21 protein-coding genes are annotated in these 25,201 nt (G+C 59.0%); 9 read left to right on the forward strand and 12 right to left on the reverse strand.

Features of this window, described 5'->3' with window-relative positions:
• Complete coding sequence (locus FB593_RS22415) at positions 1 to 978, forward strand: ABC transporter permease (RefSeq protein WP_019566869.1); 978 nt, start codon at positions 1 to 3, stop codon at positions 976 to 978.
• Between the two features lie 4 nt (positions 979 to 982).
• Positions 983 to 2,524: a sugar ABC transporter ATP-binding protein gene (locus tag FB593_RS22420; RefSeq protein WP_145167001.1), complete on the forward strand. Its 1,542-nt coding sequence runs from the start codon at positions 983 to 985 to the stop codon at positions 2,522 to 2,524.
• Positions 2,525 to 2,579: 55 nt separating this feature from the next.
• Here the strand turns inward: FB593_RS22420 and FB593_RS22425 are convergent, their stop codons facing one another.
• Entirely contained in the window at positions 2,580 to 3,566 is a 987-nt protein-coding gene (locus FB593_RS22425; RefSeq protein WP_145167002.1) for a GlxA family transcriptional regulator, read from the reverse strand.
• A 140-nt stretch (positions 3,567 to 3,706) separates the two neighbouring features.
• Here FB593_RS22425 and FB593_RS22430 point away from each other — a divergent pair, with 140 nt between their 5' ends.
• From FB593_RS22430 to FB593_RS22455, 6 genes are all read left to right on the forward strand, one after another.
• Positions 3,707 to 4,957: a sarcosine oxidase subunit beta family protein gene (locus FB593_RS22430; RefSeq protein WP_003518227.1), complete on the forward strand. Its 1,251-nt coding sequence runs from the start codon at positions 3,707 to 3,709 to the stop codon at positions 4,955 to 4,957.
• A 10-nt stretch (positions 4,958 to 4,967) separates the two neighbouring features.
• On the forward strand, positions 4,968 to 5,258 hold the full coding sequence (locus FB593_RS22435) for a sarcosine oxidase subunit delta (RefSeq protein WP_112155625.1): 291 nt from the start codon (positions 4,968 to 4,970) through the stop codon (positions 5,256 to 5,258).
• Entirely contained in the window at positions 5,255 to 8,179 is a 2,925-nt protein-coding gene (locus FB593_RS22440) for a sarcosine oxidase subunit alpha family protein (RefSeq protein ID WP_145167003.1), read from the forward strand. Before FB593_RS22435 ends, FB593_RS22440 begins: the two co-directional genes overlap by 4 nt.
• Positions 8,172 to 8,747, forward strand: a complete 576-nt coding sequence (locus tag FB593_RS22445; RefSeq protein ID WP_112155623.1) for a sarcosine oxidase subunit gamma — start codon at positions 8,172 to 8,174, stop codon at positions 8,745 to 8,747. The genes FB593_RS22440 and FB593_RS22445 overlap by 8 nt, the downstream gene beginning before the upstream one ends.
• Positions 8,748 to 8,980: 233 nt before the next feature.
• Positions 8,981 to 9,304: a hypothetical protein gene (locus tag FB593_RS22450; RefSeq protein WP_321186301.1), complete on the forward strand. Its 324-nt coding sequence runs from the start codon at positions 8,981 to 8,983 to the stop codon at positions 9,302 to 9,304.
• A 204-nt stretch (positions 9,305 to 9,508) separates the two neighbouring features.
• Entirely contained in the window at positions 9,509 to 10,027 is a 519-nt protein-coding gene (locus FB593_RS22455; RefSeq protein WP_013762224.1) for a hypothetical protein, read from the forward strand.
• Positions 10,028 to 10,191: 164 nt separating this feature from the next.
• On the opposite strand, the gene nadE is transcribed toward FB593_RS22455, so the two are convergent.
• From nadE to FB593_RS22500, 9 genes are all read right to left on the reverse strand, one after another.
• On the reverse strand, positions 10,192 to 11,190 hold the full coding sequence (gene nadE, locus FB593_RS22460; protein WP_038494818.1) for an NAD(+) synthase: 999 nt from the start codon (positions 11,188 to 11,190) through the stop codon (positions 10,192 to 10,194).
• Positions 11,187 to 12,719 carry a class I adenylate-forming enzyme family protein gene (locus FB593_RS22465; protein WP_145167004.1) on the reverse strand — a complete coding sequence of 511 codons (1,533 nt, stop codon included), beginning with the start codon at positions 12,717 to 12,719 and terminating at the stop codon, positions 11,187 to 11,189. Before FB593_RS22465 ends, nadE begins: the two co-directional genes overlap by 4 nt.
• A gap of 18 nt (positions 12,720 to 12,737) precedes the next feature.
• The gene (locus tag FB593_RS22470) at positions 12,738 to 13,001 is read right to left on the reverse strand and encodes an acyl carrier protein (RefSeq protein ID WP_003518245.1); all 264 of its coding nucleotides are present in this window, start codon (positions 12,999 to 13,001) and stop codon (positions 12,738 to 12,740) included.
• A complete protein-coding gene (asnB, locus tag FB593_RS22475) occupies positions 12,998 to 14,950 on the reverse strand; it encodes an asparagine synthase (glutamine-hydrolyzing) (RefSeq protein ID WP_145167005.1) in 1,953 nt (650 codons plus the stop codon). The genes FB593_RS22470 and asnB overlap by 4 nt, the downstream gene beginning before the upstream one ends.
• A complete protein-coding gene (locus FB593_RS22480) occupies positions 14,950 to 15,933 on the reverse strand; it encodes a hypothetical protein (RefSeq protein WP_321186302.1) in 984 nt (327 codons plus the stop codon). The genes asnB and FB593_RS22480 overlap by 1 nt, the downstream gene beginning before the upstream one ends.
• A gap of 385 nt (positions 15,934 to 16,318) precedes the next feature.
• Positions 16,319 to 19,108 (reverse strand): bifunctional aconitate hydratase 2/2-methylisocitrate dehydratase, encoded by a 2,790-nt coding sequence (locus FB593_RS22485; RefSeq protein WP_019566858.1) that lies wholly within the window; start codon positions 19,106 to 19,108, stop codon positions 16,319 to 16,321.
• A 336-nt stretch (positions 19,109 to 19,444) separates the two neighbouring features.
• Positions 19,445 to 20,002 (reverse strand): fasciclin domain-containing protein, encoded by a 558-nt coding sequence (locus tag FB593_RS22490; protein ID WP_003518253.1) that lies wholly within the window; start codon positions 20,000 to 20,002, stop codon positions 19,445 to 19,447.
• Between the two features lie 262 nt (positions 20,003 to 20,264).
• Positions 20,265 to 21,521 (reverse strand): Zn-dependent hydrolase, encoded by a 1,257-nt coding sequence (locus tag FB593_RS22495; protein WP_112199018.1) that lies wholly within the window; start codon positions 21,519 to 21,521, stop codon positions 20,265 to 20,267.
• Positions 21,522 to 21,540: 19 nt separating this feature from the next.
• A complete protein-coding gene (locus tag FB593_RS22500; protein ID WP_112198990.1) occupies positions 21,541 to 22,383 on the reverse strand; it encodes a BtpA/SgcQ family protein in 843 nt (280 codons plus the stop codon).
• Between the two features lie 24 nt (positions 22,384 to 22,407).
• Between FB593_RS22500 and FB593_RS22505 the strand changes: the two genes are divergently transcribed.
• A complete protein-coding gene (locus FB593_RS22505; RefSeq protein WP_013762216.1) occupies positions 22,408 to 23,304 on the forward strand; it encodes a ribokinase in 897 nt (298 codons plus the stop codon).
• Positions 23,305 to 23,335: 31 nt separating this feature from the next.
• Here FB593_RS22505 and FB593_RS22510 read toward each other — a convergent pair whose 3' ends face one another.
• Both FB593_RS22510 and FB593_RS22515 read right to left on the reverse strand, forming a co-directional pair.
• Positions 23,336 to 24,106: a glutamine amidotransferase gene (locus FB593_RS22510; protein WP_026331026.1), complete on the reverse strand. Its 771-nt coding sequence runs from the start codon at positions 24,104 to 24,106 to the stop codon at positions 23,336 to 23,338.
• A gap of 25 nt (positions 24,107 to 24,131) precedes the next feature.
• Positions 24,132 to 25,199 (reverse strand): phosphotriesterase, encoded by a 1,068-nt coding sequence (locus tag FB593_RS22515; RefSeq protein WP_013762214.1) that lies wholly within the window; start codon positions 25,197 to 25,199, stop codon positions 24,132 to 24,134.
• Positions 25,200 to 25,201 lie beyond the last annotated feature (2 nt).

Consider the following 25,201-nt stretch of genomic DNA (forward strand, 5'->3'; position numbering starts at 1 on the left):
ATGAAGACCGACAACACCCTTCTACGCCTTGCCAGAACCGACTGGTTCGGCCCTCTATTGGTCACGGTGCTGGCAATCGCGCTTATCCGCAGCTTCAGCCCCAACTTCCTCTCTTCCTTCAACATCCAGATTTTGCTTCTTGCAATCGCGGTCAATGCGCTCATCGCCTTTTCCCAGATGATCATCATTGCCATTGGCCAGATGAACCTGTCCGTGGGCGCAATCGGCGGACTGGCGGCAATATCCTTTGCGGGACTGATGCAGGTCTGGGGGCTTCCGGCACCGGTGGCCGCCATTGCTGCGGTACTGATCGGTGTTGTCTGCGGCATGCTCAACGGTCTGCTGATCGCCATCACAGGCATTTCCGCCTTCGTCATCACACTGGCGACCCTGTCGATCTACAAGGGTATCAACCTCGGCATCACCCGGGCGGAGCCGTTCTACGGCGTGCCGGAATCGGTGAAAGCCTTCGGCTCGGCACTGCTCGTTGGCCCGGTTCCGTGGCTCGCCGCACCCACCATCATCATTGCATTCGCGCTGTGGTTCATGCTGCGCCGCCAGCCGATAGGCCGCTTCATCCTTGCCATTGGCGGCAACAGCCATGCGGCAGAGCTTTCCGGCATTTCGATCCGCACGACAATGATTGTGGCGCACGGCATTTCCGGCCTCCTGGCGTCGGTCGCCGGCATTCTGCTCGTATCCCGCCTGCAGATCGGCCAGCCGTCCATTGGCGATGACTGGCTCATCCTGTCCTTTGCCGCACCCGTTATCGGCGGTGCCGTACTGGCTGGCGGGCATGTCAGCGTGGGGGCGACCCTGCTCGGCGTCGTCATCGTTGCCATCATCACGCAGGCACTCGTGCTGTTCTCCATCGATCCGTTCCTCGTGCAGGTGGTGCTTGGCGCAATGATCCTCGCCGCCGTCGGCATCAACCGCCTGCGCGAAACGCATCTCGGCAAAAAGACAGGAAAGGCCTGACATCATGGACAAGCAACCTGTTTTTCAGGCGCGCAACATCGAAAAAGTGTTTCCCGGCGTTCGGGCGCTCAAGGGCGTCAATCTTTCGCTGGAGCCGGGATCGATCCACGCGTTGCTAGGTGAGAACGGCGCCGGCAAATCGACGTTGATCAAGGTCATTACCGGCGTTCACCATCAGAGCAGTGGCCAGATCCTTGTCGATGGCGAGGAAGTGCGCTTCGGCAACCCGCGCGAGGCCATTGCCCGCGGCATCGGTGTCGTCCATCAGGAACGCAACCTCATCCCGCGCTTCTCGATTGCCGAGAATATCCACATGGAAAAGCTTGGGGCGCACTATCTCAAACCCATCGACTACGCCGCGCTGAACCGCGATGCACGCCGCTGGCTGCAGGCTCTCAATCTGGAAGTCGATCCGGCGATGCCGGTATCCGAGCTTTCCGTGGCGCAAATGCAGCTCGTGGAAATTGCAAAGGCGCTCTCCCTGCAAAGCCGGGTTCTTTTGCTCGACGAACCCACGACATCGCTGACCCCGAGCGAAACGGACAATCTCTTCCGCATTCTGCGCCGCCTGCGCGATGACGGCGCAAGCCTTGTCTTCGTCAGCCACAAACTGGAAGAGGTTCTGGATATCTGCGACCGGGTAACGGTTCTGCGGGATGGCGAAAACGCCTGCGAAAGCCGGTCGATGGAAGGTCTCGGACGCCAGGACCTGGTGCGCCTGATGATTGGCCGTGCCGAAGGCGGCGGTGGCTGGCGCAAACGCGCGGTCAAGCACAATCCGCTGGTGCTTGAGCTCAAAGGTGTTTCTACCGCAATCGGCCATCGCGATGTCAGTCTTTCCGTGCACAAGGGTGAAATCGTCGGCCTTTACGGGCTGGTGGGCGCGGGGCGCACCGAATTGGCAAAATCGATCATGGGTAAATTCGCCGTCACGGAGGGCGAAGTCCGGATCGAAGATCGCCCGGCCCGCATACGCTCCGTTGCCGAAGCCATCCACGAATACGGCGTCGGTTATGTCAGCGAGGACCGCAAGGGTGACGGCCTCATTCTCCAGCATTCCGTTCTCGCCAATGCGGGCGTTCCCATCTGGCGCAAGCTCTCAAACGCATTCGGCGTGCTTTCCGACAGCCGCATCCGTGCGGCGGTCACCCCTTTCCTGCAGAAACTTGAGGTGAAGACGCCGAGCCTGAGCCAGACCGTGGGTAATCTTTCCGGCGGCAACCAGCAGAAGATCAGCGTCGCCAAGTGGCTTGCCGCCGACGTGAAGCTGCTGATTGTAGACGAACCTTCTGTTGGCATCGACATCAAGACCAAGGCCTATCTGCACGATCTGCTGCGCGAGCTTGCAGACGGCGGCACCGCCATTCTCGTCATTACCAGTGACATGCCGGAGATGGTGGCACTGGCCGACCGCATTGTTGTCATGGACCGCTATCGGGTTAAAGGCGTGGTCGAAAACAATGGCGTCTATGCCGATATGAGCGAGAGTATCATGGGCTTGATCCATGATGCGGAGCGCGAAACGGCCCTTTCACGTCAGGCATGACGCACGGCCTTGCCGAAGTGTCACCGCAAAAACCGCACGCTGTTCCGGTAGGGCGTCAGGTACCATCGGACGGCTGCTCGAAATCTCTCCCGGCACGACGCCTTCTGCTGGGCGGGACGCCGTGTTTCTGGGTGTAGCAACGGGTGAAATGGGCAGCGGTCGAGAACCCCGTCAGCAAGGCCACGTCAACGATCGAAAGCGAGGTCTGCTGCAGCAGCTCATCCGCCTTTGCCAGCCGAAGACCACGGTAAAAAGACATCATGGACTGGTCGAAATGGCTGGAAAACAGGCGATGGAGCTGGCGAATACTGCTGCCGCACAATTGCGCCAGCTGCTCCGGCGACAGGGGATCCGCGACATGGGTCGTCATGAGTTCAATCGCAGCTTCGAGTACCGGGTGGTGGACGTTGAAACGTTGGCTAGCGCGGCCCAACTGAGGCTCATCGGCCGTTCTCAAACGCGGATGTATGAACCATTCGCTGACATCGCGCGCGAATGCAGAACCATGGTCTTTCGCAATAAAAGCCCCCATCATGTCAATGGCGGCAACGCCGCCCGCGCAAGTGTAACGATCGCGATCGATGACGTAGAGCGCACGCTCGATCAGGAGATCGCTGGCATATTCACTAAGCGGATCGATGTGGGTCCAGTGAACGGTAAAACGTCTGCCCGTCATCAGACCGGATTTGGCAAGGATCGCCGCGCCGCCGGAAATGCCTCCGAGCTTGACACCCCGCTGGTTGAGCGTGCGCAGGTTGCGCACAAGTGCCGGATCTTCATAGAGCATGGGATTTCCGCCCGCGACGATGAAGACCAGATCCAGCTTCTCAGACAAAGCCCGCGAAACGGGCGCGGTATCGAAACCTCCGCCTGACGTGGATGCGCCAAACCCGCCATTCGCGGAGTAAAACCGGCAATGGTAGAGCGTTTTGCCGGCAAGGTGATTGGCCGCGCGCAGCGGCTCAACCGCCGCAGCCAACGACATCAGCGCATAACCCTCAATGAGTATGAACCCGATCGACATCGACCCTTCGGCGTGCATGACCTGCTCCAAGACAATCCCCAGGGCAAGCTTAGCCGACTTGGCCAAAATGGACAATAATGCGTCCGTCACGGATAAAAAAATCGTGCGGTATCGCGCTATAAACTTGGACAACCGCCCTGTTTTCGAGGAACACAGATTTGCGCTATTCGGCTCTCCAGGTTTTCAAACAGGCCCTGACTGGCCACAAGGGCTGGCGCCCACTGTGGCGGAACCCCGATCCGCAACCTCATTACGATTTCATCATTGTTGGCGGTGGCGGTCATGGACTTGCAACGGCCTATTATCTAGCCAAAACCTTTTCCAAGTCGCGGATCGCCGTTTTGGAAAAAGGCTGGCTGGGATCGGGAAACATTGGGCGCAACACCACGATCATCCGCTCAAACTATCTGCTGCCCGGAAACGAGCCATTCTATGAGTTTTCGATGAAACTCTGGGAAGGGCTTGAACAGGAATTCAATTTCAATGCGATGGTAAGCCAGCGCGGAATTGTGAACCTGTTCCACACCGACGCGCAGCGCGATGCCTACCGCCGTCGCGGCAACGCCATGCTGCTGGCCGGTGCGGATGCGCAACTGCTGGCACAAGACGATCTCCGCGCCATGATCCCGTTTCTCAATTTCGACAACGCACGCTTTCCAATCAAGGGCGGCCTTTACCAGCGCCGCGCTGGAACTGCCCGCCACGATGGCGTTGCCTGGGGTTACGCGCGCGGCGCTGATCTGGCAGGGGTCGATCTTATCCAGAACTGCGAAGTCCAGGGATTTCGCATCGAGGATGGAACGATCAAAGGCGTGGAAACCAGCCGTGGCTACATCGGTGCCGGAAAGGTCGGCGTCGCCGTAGCGGGATCGACCGGCCGCGTCATGGCCATGGCGGGCATGCGTCTGCCTATTGAAAGCCATGTGCTGCAAGCCTTCGTTTCGGAAGGACTGAAGCCGACCATACCGGGCGTCATAACCTTCGGAGCAGGCCATTTCTACGTCAGCCAGTCCGACAAGGGTGGCCTGGTCTTCGGTGGCGATATCGACGGCTATAATTCCTATGCCCAGCGCGGCAATCTGCCCGTCATCGAAGATGTCGCCGAGGGCGGCATGGCGCTGATGCCGATGATCGGCCGGGCGCGCCTGCTGCGCATATGGGGCGGCATCATGGACATGTCGATGGACGGTTCACCGATCATCGACCACACGCCTGTGAAGGGCCTCTATCTCAATGCCGGCTGGTGTTACGGCGGCTTCAAGGCGACGCCGGCCAGCGGCTATGCATTCGCGCATCTGCTGGCCACCGATACCCCGCATGACACGGCCAAGGCCTACCGGCTCGACCGGTTCGAAAAGGGCTATGTCATCGACGAAAAGGGCGCCGGCGCCCAACCGAACCTTCACTGAGGCTTGAACAATGCTGATCCCTCACCCACTGCTCGGGCCGCGCGACGCTCAGGAATTCACCTATCTCGGCGATGCCGCCTTGTTGCATCGCCCGGACGGAATGGCCGAGAGCGCTGCGAAAGACTTCAACGATTATGTCTATCTGCGTGACAATCCCGCCGGCCTGCATCGGGAACTGTGGTTTCACGAACAGGGTGATCGCAGCTGGCTCGTGGTCACGCGAAACACCGTCACCCATGAAATCCTCGGAGCGGAACTCGCAAACGAGGTAGCGCTCCGTCAGAAGGCAGATGAAGCATGAGACTGAAGGACGGCTTGATCGACCGCAGCAAGGTGCTGCATTTCACCTTCGATGGAAAGAATTATCAGGGGCATCCCGGCGACACGCTCGCCTCGGCACTTCTGGCAAACGATGTCCGCCTGATGGGGCGCAGCTTCAAATATCATCGCCCCAGAGGCGTGATCTCTGCCGGCTCAGAAGAGCCGAATGCGCTGGTCGAATTGCGCACGGGATCGCGGCTGGAGCCTAATACCCGCGCCACGACGGTCGAACTGTTCGACGGGCTGGAGGCGAAAAGCCAGAACCGCTGGCCGTCCCTGTCTTTCGATGCCCTTGCGATCAATGATCTGTTTGCCGATTTCCTGACCGCAGGCTTTTACTACAAAACGTTCATGTGGCCGAAGGCGTTCTGGGAAAAGCTCTATGAGCCCGCCATTCGCAAGGCTGCGGGACTTGGAAGCCTGTCGATGAAACCGGACCCCGACAGTTACGACAAGGGGTTCCTTCACTGCGATCTGCTGGTCATCGGCGCCGGAGCGGCCGGTCTGGCTGCTGCCCTGACCGCGGCGCGTGCCGGTGCCAAGGTTATTCTGGCGGACGAGGACAATCGCCTCGGAGGTCGCCTGCTTGCAGAGAGCCACCTGCTCGACGGCGCCCCTGCAACCGACTGGATCGGAACGCTCGAGGCGGAGTTTTCAACCCTGCCGAACCTGCGCGTCATGCGCCGCACCACGGTTTTCGGCTCATTCGACCATGGGATATTCGGTGCGGTCGAGCGGGTTTCCGACCATCTTACCGCACCAAAGGGCGTACGCCAGTCCCTCTGGCGCATCACTGCAAAGCGCACGGTGCTTGCCGCCGGGGCGACAGAGAGGCATATCCCCTTTAAAAATAACGACCGGCCGGGGATCATGCTTGCCGGTTCGCTGCGTGCCTATGCCAATCGCTGGGCAGTCAGTCCGGCAGGCAGGGTCTCAATCTTCACCAATAACGATGACGGCCATCGGACCGCTGTCGACCTGGCTGCGAAAGGTGTCGAGATCGCCGCAGTCATCGATCCGCGCCCGGATGCGCGGGCGCTTGCGGAATACCGCCTGATTGCGGGGGCGACAGTTACCGGCAGCAAAGGCAGGCTGGGGTTGGTTTCCATCGATGTCCGCAAGGATGGCTATGACGAAACCATCGATTGCGGTGCGCTTGGTATCTCCGGGGGCTGGAACCCCAATGTTCATCTTACATCGCACCAGCGCGGTCGCCCGTTATGGGATGACGGGCTACAGGCATTCCTGCCCGGCGACGTACCCTCGCATATGCTCGTTGCAGGGGCGGCGGCCGGCAAAGGCAGCACGGGGGCGGCGCTGATCTCCGGTGCATCCGCTGCCATAACGGCTCTGGAGCAAATGGGGATCGCCGCATCCAGGCCAGCCCTGCCGGAGGCCGAGGATACGCAAATCGGCATCAAGCCCCTGTGGCATGTGCCTGGGAAAGGGCGCGCCTGGGTCGATTTTCAGAACGACGTCACGGTCAAGGACATCAAGCTCGCCCATCAGGAAAACATGCGGCCCATCGAGCATCTCAAGCGCTGGACCACGCTTGGTATGGCAACTGACCAGGGCAAGACATCGAATGCCACCGCTTTGGCAATCATGTCCGAACTGACGGGTAAATCGATACCGGATACGGGTACGACGATTTTTCGCCCTCCCTATACGCCGGTTTCGATGGCGGTACTCGGCGGCGGCGACACCGGCGCACATTTCCGTCCGCGCCGCCTCACACCCAGCCATGCCTGGGCTGAAGCGCATGGCGCCGTTTTCGTCGAAGTCGGTCAATGGATGCGTGCCCAATATTTCCCTCAAGCCGGGGAGACCCATTGGCGGCAATCCGTCGACCGCGAGGTTCTGGCCACCCGAAAGGGCGTCGGCATCTGCGATGTGACGACGCTTGGCAAGGTGGATGTTCAGGGCGCCGATGCGGCTGAATTTCTCGACCGTCTCTACTGCAATGCAATGAAGAGCCTCAAGGTCGGCATGGTCCGTTACGGCCTGATGCTGCGGGAAGACGGCCACGCCTATGATGACGGCACCTGTGCCCGTCTGGGTGAGGATCATTATATCGTCACCACGACCACGGCCCAGGCCGGCCCGGTCTATCGTCACATGGAATTCGCCCGCCAATGCCTGTGGCCGGAATTGGATGTGCAATTGATCTCGGCAACGGATGCCTGGGCACAGCTCGCAGTCGCCGGTCCGAACGCCCGCCGCCTTATCGAACGCATTGTCGATGGTTTCGACCTTTCCAACGCAGCCTTTCCCTTCATGGCCTGCGCCGAACTGACGGTTTGCGGGGGATTGCGAGCACGGCTGTTCCGGATCTCGTTTTCAGGGGAACTTGCTTACGAGATTGCAGTCCCCGCCCGCTACGGTAATGCCCTGATGTCCCGGCTGATGGAGATCGGTGCGGATCTTGGAGCCACCGCCTACGGGACGGAAGCGCTTGGTGTCATGCGTATCGAAAAAGGCCATGCTGCCGGAAACGAGCTGAACGGCCAGACGACGGCGCAGATGCTGGGCATGGGCAGGATGGTTTCGGCCAAGAAAGACGCGATTGGTACCGTCATGACTCGCCGCGAAGGGCTTGTCGGCGAAAGCCGGGTGCTCGTCGGCCTGCAGCCGCTTGTGGCAAGGGACCCTGTGGTGTCAGGTTCACATCTGTTTACCCGCGGCGCCAGCCAGAATACCGAGACCGATCAAGGCTGGATCACATCCGCCTGCTATTCGCCCAACCTCGGTTTCAGCATCGGTCTTGGTTTCCTTGCCGATGGTGCAAACCGTATCGGAGAGATCATCGTCGCGGCCAACCCCTTGCAGGGACAGTCGGTCGAATTGCGTGTGGTCTCGCCCCATTTCATCGACCCTGAGGGAGAGAGACTCCGTGCCTGATTTGAAGCCGACAACCGCACTCGGCGCGCAAACTTCGCGGCGCGCCCGCCATGGCACGCTGCGACTTGAGGAAAATTCAGGGCTTGCCCTCGCATCGCTCAGCCTGCGCCGCAACGTCAAAGAACCGGTGCCCTTTGACCTCACCTTGCCGGGTCCCGGAAAATGGGTCCAGCAAGGCCCGGTTTCAGCTTTTTGGACGGGGCCGGGCCAATGGCTGATTGAGGCCGCAGACCGGGCCGAAACGGATTTCGCCGCAGAACTCGCGAGCCTTTGCCCTTCCTGTTCCGTGACGGAACAGACCGATGGCTTCGTCGCCTTCGAAATCGAGAGCGACGCAGGCGAGGCGCCGATTGTCGCGCTCATGCAGAAGCTGGTGAACCTCGATCCCTCGGCATTCGGGCAAGGGACTGCCACGCGCACAGGCATGGAACATATGAGCGTTTTCGTGATCCGGCGCGCGCCGGACCGCCTTGCCATCCTCGGCATGCGCTCCGCTGCGGAAACACTGTGGCATGTGATCGAGACTGCGATCCGTCGTCAGGCGGAACTTCTTGGCGCTGCCGCATAAAGCCGGACTGCAATGCCACCAGACCGTTTTTTGCCAATCGTCGACCTGTACGGGCGAACTGTGTCGTGTTGACATGGGCGCATCGGGATCATCTCGAACGGTTACCGTTCTGAGCCATCAGTGAATAATCGCTCTGACGACGGCGCAAATCATATTGTCGCAAAAATCGACTAGACGGGCTATCGCCGCTTGTGAAAACGGCCGGACTAGTGCAGCGGAAATATGAGGTTATCGTGGTGACAAGCGACAATATTCAATATTTTTCGGCAACACTCTATTTTGACGACGGCGCGACCAGAGCCCGGACTACGGGTCTCGAGCATTTCGGCCAAACGAATTTGCTCTTCGACACGTCGTCGGATAACCCGACGGAGGCTCTTCTTGCCGTATTTGGGCTTGGACATCTCGCCGTCCACGGAAAACGCTTCAAGGCGGGCGAAGCCGTAACCTCATTCGACCTTCTTGCCCGGTTTGAATCCGCCGAGATGGGCGGGCAGCCCATGCTGCGGATTGTCAAACACGAAGCCGGCCAAACTGTATTGAATCGGCCGGGCTAGCAACAACAGAGCATTTTCATCCCCACTATGGAAATGCCGTCTTTCGCCACGCTTTCCTTGCGGTCGGATGACGAGTTTTGTTCTGGCGAGCTGGGGAAAACGCTTTGCGTATATCGACAGGGCGTGAATTATGGTGCTCCAAGGAATGGCAAAGCCTGACGCAATCTCTTCAAACGGACGACAGGCAAATTCCAAGGGACGCCAATGTTTGCATTCACACCTTTCCTTCGCGGCACCGTCGTAATGTCCGTAGCCATTACTGCGCTTCATGCCGGTAGCGCTTTGGCTGCCGAAATCGATCCCGCATTCTATGATGCGGCCCTGTGCAATCCGCCCTATTCGATGACATCGGCGACCGAAATTTATGATGCCGCCGAAAAACTTGCAAAGGCCGACACATCGTCTTTGGGTGCGGCTATCTATAAGCTTCCGAACCAGATCGGCCGCGATGGGTTTGAGAGTGACGAAGTCTTCTTCGCCAATGGTGCAGTCGGTGTTTTGATCAAGGGCCAGCGTGCCGATGCTCTGGCCGCGAAATATGATTTGAAACCGGAAACCTCAGACCTGATGGGTACATCGAGCAAGGGCTATGCCCGGCAGCTTCCGCAGGACCAGCAGCCGCCTGAAGGTCTGGCTGGACCGGGAAAAGTCTCCATTGTGGCGCGCGAAGGTGCGGCACTTGGCGACAAGACCCTGTTGGCGTGCGAATTCGCAGCGGACTGAATGGTGGCGAAGCACTGCCAATACTAACGCCTTGACTAACAAATGTAATTGCCGCCCGCATACCGCTTTCACAGCTCTTCTGCTGGCGGGCGGCTACATATTCATATCGAGGTTTGTTTCATACGCCAGCCTGATCGCCCAGGCCGGCGCCGCTTGGAACAATCTCAGGATTTCGCCTGAGCGCCCTCATGGAAATGGATAGGGGCGTGGTGCAGATAGTGCGCAACCTTTCGCTTGGCGGCGATATCGGTCCAGACGAACCGGACATTGTCCTCCGTCAACCCGGTCGCCGTGGCGATCTCGGTTGCAGGCATGCCGTGTTCCAATCCGTAGAGGCAGATATCCATCTTGTCGTAAGGAAGCGCGAAATAGAACTCTTCCTGCGTCTGCGGCATGGAATAGGTATCCGTTGTCGGCGGGCGGGAGCGGATTTCCTGCGGGACGCCGAGATGGGCCGCGAGTTGATAGACCTGTGATTTGTAAAGATGGGCGATCGGCTTGATGTCGGCAGCGCCGTCGCCGTTCTTGACAAAGAAGCCCTGGTCGTACTCCAGGCGGTTCGGGGTTCCGAGCACCGCAAAGTTCAGGCGGTCGGCGTGATAATATTCGAACTGCTTGCGCGTGCGCTGCTTCATATTCGTCGCCGCAACGATGCCGAGATAGGCTTTTGCGGAGAGGCGAACCTTGCGCGTTTCGCCCGATGGCGAACGGACGACCAGCGAGGAAATATTATAGGCGCCGGTGCTCATGGCGTTGTCGAAAACGATCTTGGAGGCCCAGCCCGGCCCGTATTCAGGCACAACCTCGCGGATGAAGCCATCGCGCCTTTCATAACAACCCATGGCGGCAAGCGAAGGGCCGATATCTTCCAGCACGCAGTCCATACCCAGCTTCGTCGCCAAAGCCTGCCCCAAGCGCAGGCTTTCCGGGTCGGAATCGTTTTCCGGCATGAACAGGCCAATAACATTTGCTGCCCCGAGCGCGTGAACGGCAAGTGCGGCGCAGACGCTGGAATCGATACCGCCGGAAATGCCGAGCACCAGCCCGCGCTTGCGCAGGTTGAAACGAAGCGACTGGCGGATTTTTTCGGCGATACGCTCTACCTCCGCCGCCGCATCAAGTTCAAGCGGCGAGAAAGGCAGGCTCTGTGCATTGTTCGTCATCGATTGTTCTCCGTATCTTGAGCAGCGAGGCGGCGACTGACCTTGCCGGTATCCGTCGTCGGCAGGAAATCGCGAAATTCAACCAGTGTTGGCACCATGTGGGTTTCGAGGTGCAGAGCGCAGTAGCGCATGACGTCTTTTGCGGTGATCGCCTCGTCGGATGCGATCACGATCGCCTTCACCGCCTGCCCGAAAACCTCATGCGCAACGCCGACGACCAATGCGTCCGAGACGCCCGGCATGGCTTGCAGAACGGCCTCGACAGCCTGCGGCGCAACCTTTTCGCCACGCGACTTGATGATATCGTCCTTGCGGGCAACGAAGGTGAGATAACCCTCGGCATCGCAGGTAAACAGGTCGCCGGTGTGAAGACGCGTCCGGCCCGTTGCAGCATCAACGCGCAGCGCGCGCGCTGTGGCAGCCTCGTTGCGCCAATAACCACGCATGACGTGCGGCCCGCTGACCACGAGTTCGCCGACCTCTCCGGGCAACAGGCTGTCTCCGTCCTCGTTCACCACCGCGATGGCAGTGCCCGGAATGGCGATGCCGACAGAACCGCGTTTCCTGTCGAGGTCTTCCGGCGGCAGAAAGCTGATACGGGTACACTCCGTCTGGCCATACATGCAAAACAGGTGCACATGCGGCAGAAAGGTCCGCAGCCAGTCGCTATGGGTGGGCGACAGGGGTGCAGCGGCAGCGGTGACGTAGCGCAGGCTTTCAAACAGCGCCGGCGACAGATCGCGCGTCTGCATCATGATGGACAGCATGGTCGGCACCAGCGCGAAGCCCATGATCCGCTCGTCGCGGATACGCTCGAAAATCAGATGCGGATAGGCGAAGGATTTCTCGATCACCAGCGTGCCGCCGACGAAAACGCTGGAAAGCAGCTGGTTCAGGCCATATCCGAACGAAAGCGGCAATACTCCGAGCAGAATATCTTCCGGCCTATTGCCGAGATACGAGGTAATCGAACGGACGGCCGCATCCATGTTATCATGCGCCAGCATCACGCCCTTTGGCTCTCCGGTGGAGCCAGATGTATAGATGATTACTGCCAGATCGGTATCGAGCAGGTTTTGCGGCAGCGCGCCTATCGGTTCCTCGAGCATCGCGTCAAAATCGACACCATCGGCCGTTGGGTTCGGCGCGCCGGAAACGATGCGCAACAACGGAGAAGAACCGGCCGCATCCGAAACGACCTTTTCCAGCCGGGCCTCGGCAACCACCGCAAAGGGCGTACAACTGTCCAGAATTTGCGAAAGGCGTGCGGCCTTGGACGATGGGTTGATGGGGCAGGCAACAGCGCCCGCCATCCAGCAACCGAAAACCGCAACCGCCATGCGCCAGCCATTGTCCAGCACAAGGACGACACGGTCTCCCGGGTTTGCGCCTCGCGCTATCAGAGCAGTGGCGAAAGCCTCGCTCATCGTCTTGAGTTCGCCGTAACTCAGGCGCGTCTCACCGGCCACCAGCGCCGTCTTGCCGGCATGGCGCTCCGCACTTCGATGCAGGTAGTGGTCGATACGCAATTGGCGCTTCCCGAAATTTCAGGCGGTCTGCTTGCGACCGATGAAGGCGGCGATGTTGTCGATCGTATCGAGATTGGCCGGTACGATATCGCCGTCGGCAACGCGGACGCCGTAGCGTTCCTCGATGAAGCTCACCAATTCGAGAATTCCCGTGGAATCGACCATGTCATTGTCGATCAACGAAAGATCATCGCCAAACGGCCGGCTTTCGTCACCGAACAGAAAGTTTTCGATGATGAAACCGCGAATTTCGGCTTTCATGCCGGTGCTTTCATTGGTCATTTGGAGCTTCCTTCGATTTTTTGCGATGACATTGTGGAATTCTGGGTCGTGGCAGCGCGCAGAAGCTGGGTCGAGAGTATCCCGACGAAGGCGGCGTTGTCGCGAAAGCCGGTCGCCTGTTTTTGCCGCACCTTGGTTGTCAGCTTTTCCACCGCCTGGGCATTGAACAGGCCGGTGGTCCTGACTTGACCGGTAGAAAGTACGGTGTCGAGATAGCCGGCATCCGCGAAGGCTTCTGCGTCGGGCGCGCGATAGGGCTGCTTGGGTCGGTTTAAGATTGCATCGGGCACCAACTCGGCTGCAGCCTGTTTAAGGATATATTTTTCCTTCAGACCGCGCAGTTTCGCCTCGGGATGGAGCGCTGCGGCAAAGTCTACCACACGGGGATCGAGGAACGGAAACCGGCCTTCCACTCCATTTGCCATCATGACCCGGTCTCCCTGACTGGACAGAATATAGCCGGGCAAGAGAAATGCTGTCTCGAGGTACTGCGCCTGATGAAGCGGATGCCAGCGCCCGAAATCCTCCGGCAACTGCGCGGCAAGATCGGCCGCAGCGTCGTAGTCGCCAAGCTGCGCTTTCAATTCCGCTGAAAAGAAGATTTTCGCCGCCGCCGTAGAGCGCAAGCGCGGCCGATGGGAAAACAGCGGTTCGTCAGTGGCTTCTGCGCCGAAGGAGAAGAAGCGTGCCAGATAATCCGGCGTCTGCTGTTTCAGCCCCGGAAGGTAGGGATAAAGCCGCTGGAACAGTTTCGGCCGGCGAGCCGATTGCGGCTGGCGGCTGCAAAAGCGCCGTACCCGCGCTTCGCGGAAAATATCGTAGCCAGCGAACAGCTCATCAGCACCTTCACCGGTCAGTACCACCTTCATGCCCCGTTCGCGCACATGCCGGGAAAGCAGGTAAAGCGGCACCGGTGCTGTGCGAAGAATGGGCGTCTGCACGTGCTCCATGACCTCAGGCATGTATTGCGCTATGTTCGCAGTTGAGCACTCCGTGGTTTCGGATGCGACGCCAAGATGCTGGCTCATTGTTTTCTGCCAGATACTTTCGTCGTGCTCCGCACTTTCGAAGGCCAGCGAAAATGTGCGCAGGCCTCGGCTAACGCTTTGCGCAGCCAGGGCAGAAACGAGGGAGGAATCGAGCCCGCCGGACAGATAGGAGCCGACAGGCACATCGGCGCGAAGCCTGATCCGCGTTGCGTCGGCCAGAAGCGCCGTCAGCTCTTCCACCTGCGCGCCAAGGCTTGCCGGCGGCGCCATGTCCTTGCCGTCAGGATAGGAAAGCTGCCACCAGCGCCGTACCGTGGACGCGCCATCGCGCAGGATCATCAGATGACCGGGCGGCAATTCGTGAATGCCGCGAAAGGCGGTGCGCGGCGGCAACGGGAACCAGAAGGTAAATATCTGATCCAGCGCTACCGGATCGATCTCGGCCGTCATTCCCGGCAACGCCAGAAGCGCCCCGATCTCGGATGCGAAATAAAACGTACCTTCATGCCACGTGTAATAAAGCGGCCGGACACCCATCCGGTCACGCGCAAGCACCAGCGTGTCGTTGCGGGCGTCGTGCAGGGCGAAGGCAAAATCGCCGTTGAATTCGTTGAGGCAATCCAGCCCCTTGTCTCGATAGTCATGCAGGATGACTTCGGTGTCGGAGTGGGTGCGGAAATGGTGGCCGCGTGCGGACAGCGTTTCGCGCAGTTCGACGTGATTGAAGATTTCGCCGTTGAAGGAAATGGCAAGATCGTCTTCGACGGTTCGCATCGGCTGCGCGCCATCGGCAATGCCCACAATCGCCAGCCGTGCGTGGGCAAGGCCGACATCGCCGCGCAGCAGGGCTCCATGCGCATCTGGACCACGATGCTTAAGACGCGACGCCATCAGCGCAAGGCGCTCGTTTGCGCGCTCGGCCGGCATGTCGTGTCGATAAAATCCGGCAATTCCGCACATTACTCGACCGCCTGACCAAAGCTGTCACCGATGAGGCGCGTCCAGCTTTCACCGCAAAAGCCGTTAAAAAATGCCGTTCCATCCGTCGCTGCCTTGAGGAGGTCCGCATTGCGCGAATGCACGATGGTGGATGACGCATGCAGAAACGTGCATTTCTTACCGAGCATCGCCCGCAGCAGTGCCGGCTGGGTGCGACCTCTGATGGCCGCGAGACCACGATCATAGGCATTGCGGATCAGCCGGTCGATCACGATCTGCTCCTGCCCGGGCACGGCCATGATCTGCAGCGTCCGGCCGATGCCCGTTGGATTGCCGTGGTAAAGAAAAAGCCCCACCGCTCTACCGCCGCGGGCCCTCACAATCCGCTGGACTGGTTCGCCGTGCAGACGTTTGCGTTTGGCGTGTTGGAGCATGTGCAACAGGCTTTCCTCGGTCCAAACGGGATGGAGCGGAAAGTGGCCGACGAGTTCCCGTGCCAGACGCGCGAATTCGGTATCGCTCGCGTCGTCGTCGGTAAAGCTGTCCACCTTGTCCGGATGTGATGCGTAATAGGATAATGCTCGCCCATGGCCACGCGCCGAAATGGTGCGATCGATGATCTTGCTGAACGGCGTCAGCGCGCGGAAAGTGCTGGAGAAACGATCAGCGGCTATTTCCAGCCCGAATGAAGCCGGGCGTAAAATCCGCAGCCAATCGAGACTGTAGGAGGCGAGCAGCTGGCCGCGCATCGTCTTCCACATATCGGCGGAAACGTCGTTGATCGTCTCCCCGAATGTCAGCTCCTGAGGTCCACCCAAAACTTCGCGCAGCAAACGCGCTCCGGCAAAGGGATCGGTCTCACGGTCTTCAGCGACAAAGGAAGAGCAGACAGCGGCCTGTATGTTCCGGCCATTAAGTTCCATTGCCACGGGCAAAACACCCAGAAATCCAGACACGCGGCCATCGTCGCGCACATAGACCTTGGAGTGAATATCCGGATTCATGTTTGAATTTTCGAGAAAGACGGCGCGCAAATATGAGGTCAGATCATCTGTCGCGGCCCCATCTTTCTTCCGCAAAAAACGGTGAAACATGTCAGCCACGGACACGAGATCGTCCGCAATAAATGAGCGTATTTCAGACATACTCGCCGCTTCTTGCCGGATAGATATTTAATCGAAAGTAATTATCATTCCTATTCTGCCGCAGGCGTATTAATCAGAAGTTATGTGCCGGCGTTTTTTCGCGTGATTGTGGCGTTTTGCCAATAATTTGACGGGTAATTTCAACCCTAGAGCGCGTCCGGTTTCAACTAAATTCGGTGGACGCGCTCTATATCTTTGGTTTCAAACGTTTTTCCGGACGTAAAGTTCTACGTCCGGAAATACTTTAGTATTGGACAGACAGGGAATCGATTGGCGCAGCTTTCGGCGGTGCGAACTTGGTCAGATCGATACCTACCACGGCGGCCTTGTATTCCTCAGCGCTCGGTGTGCGGCCAAGGATTGCCGACAGTACCACGACAGGGGTCGAGGCCAGCAGCGATTCACCCTTCTTCTCGGCAGTGTCCTCAACAACGCGGCCCTGGAAGAGACGGGTCGAGGTTGCCAGAACAGTATCACCCTTCTCCGCCTTCTCCTGGTTGCCCATGCAAAGGTTGCAGCCCGGGCGCTCCAGATAGAGGATGTTCTCGTATTCCGTCCGGTTGGCAGTCTTCGGCTTGAGATCATCGAACTCGAAGCCGGAATACTTCTGCAGGATTTCCCAATCCCCTTCCGCCTTCAGCTCGTCGATGATGTTATAGGTCGGTGCCGCGACCACGAGCGGCGCCTTGAACTCGACCTTGCCTTCGGCCTTCTCGATGTTCTTCAGCATCTGGGCGACGATCTTTATGTCGCCCTTATGCACCATGCACGAACCGACGAAGCCCAGATCGACCTTCTTGGTGCCGCCGTAATAGGACACCGGACGGATCGTGTCATGGGTGTAGCGCCGGGAGACATCGGTGTTGTTGACGTCGGGGTCGGCGATCATCGGTTCGTCGATCACGTCCAGATCCACGACGACTTCAGCGAAATATTTCGCATTGTCGTCAGGGGCCAGAGCGGGCTTTTCGCCCGAGCGGATTTCGGCAATACGCTGATCTGCCTTGGCGATCAGGCCCTTCAGTGTCTGGGCGGCATTATCCATGCCCTTGTCGATCATGATCTGGATACGCGACTTGGCGATTTCCAGCGACTCGATCAGCGTCTCGTCTTCAGAGATACAGATCGACGCCTTGGCCTTCATCTCGGCCGTCCAGTCGGTAAAGGTGAAGGCCTGGTCAGCGAGCAGCGTGCCGATATGGACTTCGATGATGCGGCCCTGGAAAACGTTGTCGCCATGCTGCTTCAGCATCTGCGCCTGCGTCGCATGGACAACATCGCGGAAGTCCATATGCGGCTGCATCTTGCCCTTAAAGGTGACCTTGACGGATTGCGGGATCGGCATGGTCGCCTCGCCCGTCGCCAGTGCCAGCGCCACAGTGCCCGAGTCGGCACCGAAGGCCACGCCCTTGGACATGCGGGTGTGGCTGTCGCCGCCGATGATGATCGCCCAGTCGTCCACGGTGATGTCGTTCAGCACCTTGTGGATCACGTCCGTCATCGAATGATAGACGCCCTTGGGGTCGCGGGCAGTGATGACGCCGAAGTTGTTCATGAAGGACATGAGCTTCGGAATGTTCGCCTGCGCCTTCTTGTCCCAGACGGAGGCCGTGTGGCAACCCGACTGGTACGCACCATCCACCAGCGGCGAAATGACGGTTGCCGCCATCGCCTCAAGTTCCTGCGCCGTCATCAGACCGGTCGTGTCCTGCGAGCCGACGATGTTGACCTTCACGCGCACGTCGGAGCCGGCATGCAGCACCTTGCCGGGCGTGACGCCAACGGCGTTGCGGTTGAAGATTTTCTCGACGGCCGTGAGGCCCTGGCCTTCGATGGAAATTTCCTTGTTGGGCGCAAAGACCGGGGTGGCCTCGACGCCAAGCGTTTCAGCCGCAAACGTCTGGAGCTTCTTGCCGAAGACGATGGCATAGGAGCTGCCCGCCTTCATGAATTCCATCTTCTGCGGTGTGAAGGAGGATGAGAGATCGACCAGTTCCGTGCCGTTCTCGTCACGAAGCTTGTAGTTCTTGGCGTCGATCTTCAAAACGGTGCCGGTCTCAACCGAATATTTCTGCTCCAGAACCGGATTGCCGTCATTGTTGAGGATGGGCTTGCCGTCTTCGCCGAGTTTCTTCACCCAGTTCTTCAGGTTGATGCCGATGCCGCCCGTGACGTCGACAGTGGTGGCGAAGATCGGCGAAATGCCGTTGGTGCCGGCAACGATCGGGGCGAAGTTGACGAAGGGCACATAGGGGCTGGCCTGCTTGCCGGTCCACAGCGCCACGTTGTTGACGCCCGACATGCGCGACGAGCCGACGCCCATCGTGCCCTTTTCGGCGATCATCATCACCCGCTTGTCGGGATGCTGCTTCTGTAGCGCGACGATTTCCGCCTGCGCTTCCGGCGTGATCATACACTGGCCGTGCAGCTGCCGGTCGGAGCGCGAATGCGCCTGGTTGCCAGGCGACAGAAGATCGGTCGAAATATCGCCTTCGGCGGCGATGAAGGTCACGACCTTGATCTCATCCTCGACATCGGGAAGCTTGGTAAAGAACTCAGCCTTGGCATAGCTCTCAAGAACGCCCTTCGCGACGGTATTGCCCGCCTTGAACGCATCACGCAGCCGGAACATGTCGGCGTCATAGAGGAACACCTGCGTCTTCAGCACTTCGCCTGCCTGCTGGGCAAGCCCGGCATCATCGCCAAGGGCGATGTCGAGCAGCGCTTCGATGGAGGGGCCACCCTTCATATGCGACAGCAGTTCAAGGGCGAAAGTGGGCGTGATCTCCGGGACGACAGTTTCGCCCAGAATGATCTGCTTCAGAAAGGCCGCCTTGACGCCGGCAGCGCTCGTGGTGCCTGGCAAGGTGTTGTAAATGAAGAATTTGAGGGCATCCGCGCGATATTCGCTACCGGTATCCCTGATCAAGGCAATGATTTCGCCGGTTAATCCGCCATCGTCGATCGGCTTGGGAGCGAGCCCTTGAGTTTTTCTGCTTTCGATCTCAGCCAGGTAATCCAAGTAAAGGTTCATCGCAATCCCAACGTCATGAGGTGTATGGCGCCGAAACGCAGCGCCACGAAACACTATTGTTAATCGGCCCAGGGTCCTATCGATTTCGAGTACGTCAACCAGGGCCGGAAGGCAAGATAGCGCACTCTGTTTCTGTTTTCGATAAGGGAACAGGAGAACATACGGGCAGGCATGCCGTCTGCCGTCGTGCCCTCAGGGATGCGCCCGGCATTCCTCCCCGCGGCCTGCCGTACGCGATGCCGGCAAACCATAGCCTCACCGATGGAAGCAACGTCGAGCAAAAAAATCCGGCCACCGAGGAGGTGGCCGGATCAGGCATGCAGAAGATAAGAGCAATCACATCTTCGGAAGCAGAACCTTGTCGATGACATGAATGACGCCGTTCGACTGCTTGACGTCGGCGATCGTCACATGCGCAACACCACCCGCTTCGTCGGTCAGGGTGATTTTGCCCATGCTCTCCTTCGCCTTGAGGATGCAGCCGCCGACCGTCTTCACATCATGGGTGCCGTTGTCATCCTTGATCATCTTCTCGATGGCGCTGGACATGGCATCGGCCGCCACGACATGACAGGTCAGGATCTTGGTCAGCTGCGCCTTGTTTTCCGGCTTCAGCAGAGTTTCGACTGTACCCTTCGGCAATTTAGCAAAGGCCTCATTGGTCGGAGCGAAGACCGTGAACGGTCCCTTGCCCTGAAGGGTTTCTACGAGACCGGCAGCCTTGACGGCCGCGACCAGCGTGGTGTGATCCTTCGAGTTGACGGCATTCTCGATGATGTTCTTGTTTTCGTACATTGCTGCACCGCCGACCTTTGGATTTTCAGCAAAGGCACCCGAAGCAAGAGTCGAGATTGCCGTCGCAAGGGCGAGCGTACGGATTGCGGACTTGAACATTGAATATTCCTCTTCCCTAATCGCCTCGGCGCGGAAGCGCGCCTCTGAAGGCCTATCGTTCCCGTCTCGGGGAACAGCACAAGTGACGAGAGCGACAGGAGGAAAGTTTCAAGCAAAAGGCAGTTTCATACGATCGCTTGCTACAGCGCTGATTCATTTCGGCTTTTTCTCAACCGAATTACACTCGCGATCGGCCAGCGCGCAGTGATCTGCAAACGGAGCAACCCTAACAAGGGGCGAAAGCTCCCCGCAAACATTCGATTTACAACGCTGCCGTCGGCGCTAGCAGCTGGAGAAGCGAAGCCAAGAGCATGTTGCCACCCGCAATACTATGCTCCTGCTCCACATATTCAGCCTCATTGTGACTGAGACCATCCCGGCAGGGTACGAAAATCATGGCCGATGGCGCGACGCGGTTCATAAAAAGCGCATCGTGGAATGCGCCGGAGAGCATTCTCTTTGTTGCAAAGTCCCGCTCTTGTGCGGCCTGATCCAATACGGCAAGCAATTCATCCGGAAAACTTGCCGGCGGCATGTCGAAAATCTGCGAAATAGTCGCCGAGCAGCCTGTGTCCGCCGCTGCCTGCTGGATAGCCATGCGGATTGTCTGCTCCATGACGCCGATTGTTGTCAGCGAAGGGTGTCTAAAATCGATCGTGAAGCGCACCGTTGCCGGGATCGCGTTCACCGCGCCGGGTTCAAGGACCATTCGGCCAATCGTGAAACGCGCGGCCGGATCGGCTGGCATGATGTCGCGATAGAGTTCAGCAAACGCGTTGGCCGTGGCTTGCATGGGGTCGTGCCGATATTGCAGCGCCGTTGTTCCAGCGTGGGCGGTCTGCCCTTCGATAATCACCTCCAGCCAGCGCGTTCCCTGTATGCCGGTGACGATGCCGATCGGTAAGCCCTCTTTTTCCAATGAAGGGCCTTGCTCGATATGGACCTCGAGATAAGCGAAAACCGGCGTGCCCAGAGGCCGCATCGCGGCAACCGGGAGACTTTCCAGCGTGGCGGAGAGTTCATCTGCGAAAAGCGCACCGTCAGTCGCGCACATGGTCTCCCAGGCGCTTGGAATTGAACCGGCGGCAAAAGCCATGGAGCCCATGCAGCCCGGCGCGAAGCGGCAGCCCTCTTCATTCGTGAACGACACGACCTCCACCGGCCGCTCGGTTTCCACCCCGCAATCTTCGAGTGTTTCCAGAACCTCAAAAGCTGCGAGCGTGCCGAGCGCACCGTCAAAACGACCGCCTGCAGGCTGACTGTCGAGATGACTTCCGATAAGCAGCGGCGACAGATCCGGGTTGCGCCCCTCGCGGCGAATGAACAGATTGGCAATCGGGTCCTGAAAGACTTTGAAGCCGCGCTGCAGCGCTAGCTCCGTCAGCAATTGCCGCGCCTGCCGGTCGAGGTCGGTCAAGGCCTGGCGGTTTACGCCACCCTTTGCCGTCGCGCCTATTTGCGCAAACCGGTCGAGTCGATCGATAAGTCGCTGCCCGTTGATCGAAAGAGTTTGCGTCATCATCATTTCCCGTTTGCCCTCAACCCGAAAGCCCTGGCTGCGCCGCCTCAACAAACGATCGCACACGGGCAGGCTCGACAGGGTTCCACCAGACACCGCCCTGTTTTAGCGACGAAGCGACGATGACACCGCTGGTGCGCTTCAGGATTTCAACGATATTGGCTTCCCCAACACCAGAACCGACCAGAAGCGGAAGATGTGTGGCCTGCCCGATCTCTTCGATTTCCGCCATCGTTGCGCTGTTACCGGTTCGCTGGCCAGTAGCGATCACCGCATCCGCATCAAAGAAAGCAAGGTCGCGGGTCAGCTCATCGATGCTACGATCACCCGTGATCGCATGCGCGCCATGCTTAACGTGGCTGTCGGCGAAAACCTTTATGTGCTCGGCCCTGAGCAGGGATCGATAACGCATCGCTTCCGCCGCACGCCCTTCCATGAAACCCTCGTTGGCGACATAGGCATTGGCCCACTGGTTGACGCGGATGAATGTCGCCCCGCCTGCCATGGCAATGGCGAAAGCCGGGATCGGCGCATTGGCAAGCACGTTGATACCGAGCGGAACGCCAGTCGCCCGCGCGACCCGGTCAGTCACCACGCTCATGAAGGCAGGTGTCTCATGACCGATATCCTCCGGCTTGGAAAAGGGAATATCGCCATGGTTTTCAATGAGAAGACCATGCATACCGCCTTCGATCAAAGCCTCGGCATCGCGCATGCAGACGTCGTAGATGGCATCCATGGCCGCGCCACGATACCTCGGTGCTCCGGGAAACGGCGGGCAATGCACCATGCCGATCAAGGCCTTGTCACGACCAAAGATTTCCTGGATGGCGTTCGCCCTATTGTCGGATATGATCTGCATGCCTTGTCCTCTCGAAAGTTTTTCATGCGTGCCTTCGTCATCGGCAATATCGCGCTCGACGAAACCTATTCCGTTTCCGCCCTGCCGGAAGCCGGGGCTTCGATTTTCGGCCGGCAGGCCTTCCGCGATCTTGGCGGAAAAGGCTGCAATCAAGCCATTGTCATGGCCCGATGCGGGCTCGATACCACATTGACTGCTGCTGTAGGTACAGATGACAGGTCTGCGACCATCCGCGCCCGCCTTGCAACCGAACCTCTGACCGCCGACCTCATTGGCATGGATGGGCAGACCAGCGATCTCTCCATCATCTTCAACACGCCCGATGGTGAAAACAGCATCGTCACGACCACTGCCTGCGCACAATCCCTGACCCCGGAAGACGTGGCCGGAACCCTTGGTACAGCCAGCCCCGGCGACCTTCTCGTCGTGCAAGGCAATCTGGGTGAAACAACCACCCGTCTCGCACTGTCGCAGGCAAAGGCAACGGGAATGATCACCGCATTCAATCCGTCACCTCTCCAACCCTGGTTTGAAAGTCTCTGGCCGCTCACGGACATCGCTTTCCTCAACCGCGGCGAAGCGGCCGCCCTGACCGGGGATACCGGCTCGACAGCGATAAAATTGCTCATTTCAGCCGGTGTCCGCCAGGTCATCCTCACCCTTGGCGGCGAGGGTTCGATGCTTGGCACGACAAACCAATGCCTGACCGTGCCCGCCGAAAAAACTGGCGTTGTCGACACGACGGGTGCTGGCGATTGCTTCATGGCCGTCACGCTGGCCTCCGCCGCGTTGAGAAACGTCAGTGTGGATGAACGGGCGTTGAGGCATGGCGCAAAGGCATCTGCGCTGACCGTCAGTCGTCGGGGCACGCTTTCAGCCTTTCCCGATATCCTTGAGCTCGCGGATATTTTGTCCAACTGACGATCCTCTCCACCGATACATGCCGCCGCGCTCAGCGAGCTTCTGTCAGCCAGCCCAGAATGTTTTTCCACAAACGGCCGTAGCCCTGCCATTCGCAGAAGGCGGGAGAGAGCCAGTGCGGACCAATGTCGGATGTCCACGCCGCTGTCCGACCCTTTCCAAAAACGCCGGTGACCAGAAGCGGATGACCGCCCTGCTCGGCAGGCAGGCGGGCGACCACGTCCACATCCGCGCGCTCGCGCACCTCTACCTCATTGACACCGAGGAGAAGCGGCCATTCGCCGGAAAGACCTGCAACGGTGGGATGATCCGGCATCAGAATGTCGGCCGTCGATCCTTCTGGAATTTCAACGCGGTCATCCCATGGCAGGCAGGTCACGGGAAGCGTATCTTCCACGGGGGTGCGACGCCACCGGGCCTTGCCATCGATACCCTGGAACGAGAAATATCCGCCAACCATCAGCAGGCCGCCACCCTTTTCGACCCATGCCTTGAGAAGCTTCAGACGGTTTGGAACGGTTTTCGAGTGCAGCCAAACCGCAGGCGGCAAAAGCAGCGAATTGGCACCGATGTCAGAGAGGATGATCGCGTCATACGCATCCAGCCCCGCCATATCGAAGGGAAGTTTCTCGACAGCATCATGCGCCGTCAGGTAGGTCAGCTCGTATTCACTACCTTCGAGCGCCTTTACCAGAGGTTCCGCGCCCAAGTGAAAGGTGACGCTGCCGAATTGGTCGAAGCCCTTGTAGTGAGTGGCGGAGCTGACCCAGCTTTCGCCCACGAGAAGTATTTTCTTTGTCATGTTTCGTTCCATTTCTATAGGTTCGTCACGTCTTCGCCTGGAAGACCGAGCGCGGGTTATCCCGCATGAGGATTTGCAAGGTGAGGTCATCCAGACCATGCCGCTTCAATCGCGGCAGGAAATGCTTGAGGATATAGGCGTAACCATTGCCGCCATACCGCGTCAGCATCATCTTCAGGAAAACATCGTGGGAAAGCAGGATGCGGTCCAGATATCCGCGCTCCACCAGCTGGACGATGGCTTTGGCCGCTTCGTCGTCACTCGGGCATTGGACCTGCTGATCGGCATAGAAGAAATCCATGCCGATCATGTCGTATTCGATGAAGGCACCGCGGCCGGCAAGTTCTCCCTGATAGCCAAGGTCATCATGCGACGGGTTCATGTGACACAGAACGGTGTGACTGACATCCGCGCCTTCCTGCTCGACTACATCGAGAACCCTGTGACCCAGCCTTAACCAGCCCGGAAGATGCACCATGAGGGGCAAACCTGTACGGGCCTGCGCCCTCGCCGCACCCCGCAGCGATTTTTGCTCCTCGGGGGTGAAGTCCGAGGACACACCGATCTCTCCGATCAGACCGATTTTCACGCCGGTTCCGTCGACGCCCTGAAGCGCCTCGTGAACGATTTCATTGGCGATGTCGTCGATGCTGAGCGCTGCCACTTTCTCAGGATGGGAGGAGGCCAGATAATAACCCGCCCCCATCACGATGTTGAGCCCGGTCGCCTCGGATATCCGCCTGAGGGCAAGCGGATTTCTGCCGATACCCTGGCAGGTCGGCTCCACCACTGTATGGCCGCCCTGAGCGGCGAATTCATGCAGTTCTTTAATCGCAAGCGGCTCATCATCCAGCGTGATGTTGTGCTTGTTGACGAAGGGATCCTGGCGAAGTTCGCCGAGGATTTCCTGGCAGACCAAGCCCTCCGCCAGATATTGCCGCTCCGGCGTTTTCGGTGCGTGCCACCAGCAGCGGCAATCGTTGAGAATATGCTCGTGCATCAACGTCACGCCGAGCTTTTCCACCGGGACGGGACCGGCAACCGTCATGAAATTGCCGGAGCGAATATGGCCTTTCGAGAGTTCATCCACCATGG

Origin of the sequence: Rhizobium sp. SJZ105 (genome assembly GCF_007828365.1) — a bacterium.
Taxonomy (GTDB): Bacteria; Pseudomonadota; Alphaproteobacteria; order Rhizobiales; family Rhizobiaceae; genus Agrobacterium; species Agrobacterium tumefaciens.

Bases quoted from the DNA above. Each gene is read 5' to 3' on its own strand.
- FB593_RS22440 (WP_145167003.1), top strand. From the start codon at position 5,255: ATGAGACTGAAGGACGGCTTGATCGACCGCAGCAAGGTGCTGCATTTC.
- FB593_RS22490 (WP_003518253.1), bottom strand. From the start codon at position 20,002: ATGTTCAAGTCCGCAATCCGTACGCTCGCCCTTGCGACGGCAATCTCG.
- FB593_RS22510 (WP_026331026.1), bottom strand. From the start codon at position 24,106: ATGACAAAGAAAATACTTCTCGTGGGCGAAAGCTGGGTCAGCTCCGCC.
- FB593_RS22505 (WP_013762216.1), top strand. From the start codon at position 22,408: ATGCGTGCCTTCGTCATCGGCAATATCGCGCTCGACGAAACCTATTCC.
- FB593_RS22455 (WP_013762224.1), top strand. From the start codon at position 9,509: ATGTTTGCATTCACACCTTTCCTTCGCGGCACCGTCGTAATGTCCGTA.
- FB593_RS22415 (WP_019566869.1), top strand. From the start codon at position 1: ATGAAGACCGACAACACCCTTCTACGCCTTGCCAGAACCGACTGGTTC.
- FB593_RS22470 (WP_003518245.1), bottom strand. From the start codon at position 13,001: ATGACCAATGAAAGCACCGGCATGAAAGCCGAAATTCGCGGTTTCATC.
- FB593_RS22515 (WP_013762214.1), bottom strand. From the start codon at position 25,199: ATGGTGGATGAACTCTCGAAAGGCCATATTCGCTCCGGCAATTTCATG.
- FB593_RS22420 (WP_145167001.1), top strand. From the start codon at position 983: ATGGACAAGCAACCTGTTTTTCAGGCGCGCAACATCGAAAAAGTGTTT.
- nadE (WP_038494818.1), bottom strand. From the start codon at position 11,190: ATGACGAACAATGCACAGAGCCTGCCTTTCTCGCCGCTTGAACTTGAT.
- FB593_RS22435 (WP_112155625.1), top strand. From the start codon at position 4,968: ATGCTGATCCCTCACCCACTGCTCGGGCCGCGCGACGCTCAGGAATTC.
- FB593_RS22485 (WP_019566858.1), bottom strand. From the start codon at position 19,108: ATGAACCTTTACTTGGATTACCTGGCTGAGATCGAAAGCAGAAAAACT.
- asnB (WP_145167005.1), bottom strand. From the start codon at position 14,950: ATGTGCGGAATTGCCGGATTTTATCGACACGACATGCCGGCCGAGCGC.
- FB593_RS22425 (WP_145167002.1), bottom strand. From the start codon at position 3,566: ATGCACGCCGAAGGGTCGATGTCGATCGGGTTCATACTCATTGAGGGT.
- FB593_RS22480 (WP_321186302.1), bottom strand. From the start codon at position 15,933: ATGAATCCGGATATTCACTCCAAGGTCTATGTGCGCGACGATGGCCGC.
- FB593_RS22495 (WP_112199018.1), bottom strand. From the start codon at position 21,521: ATGACGCAAACTCTTTCGATCAACGGGCAGCGACTTATCGATCGACTC.
- FB593_RS22500 (WP_112198990.1), bottom strand. From the start codon at position 22,383: ATGCAGATCATATCCGACAATAGGGCGAACGCCATCCAGGAAATCTTT.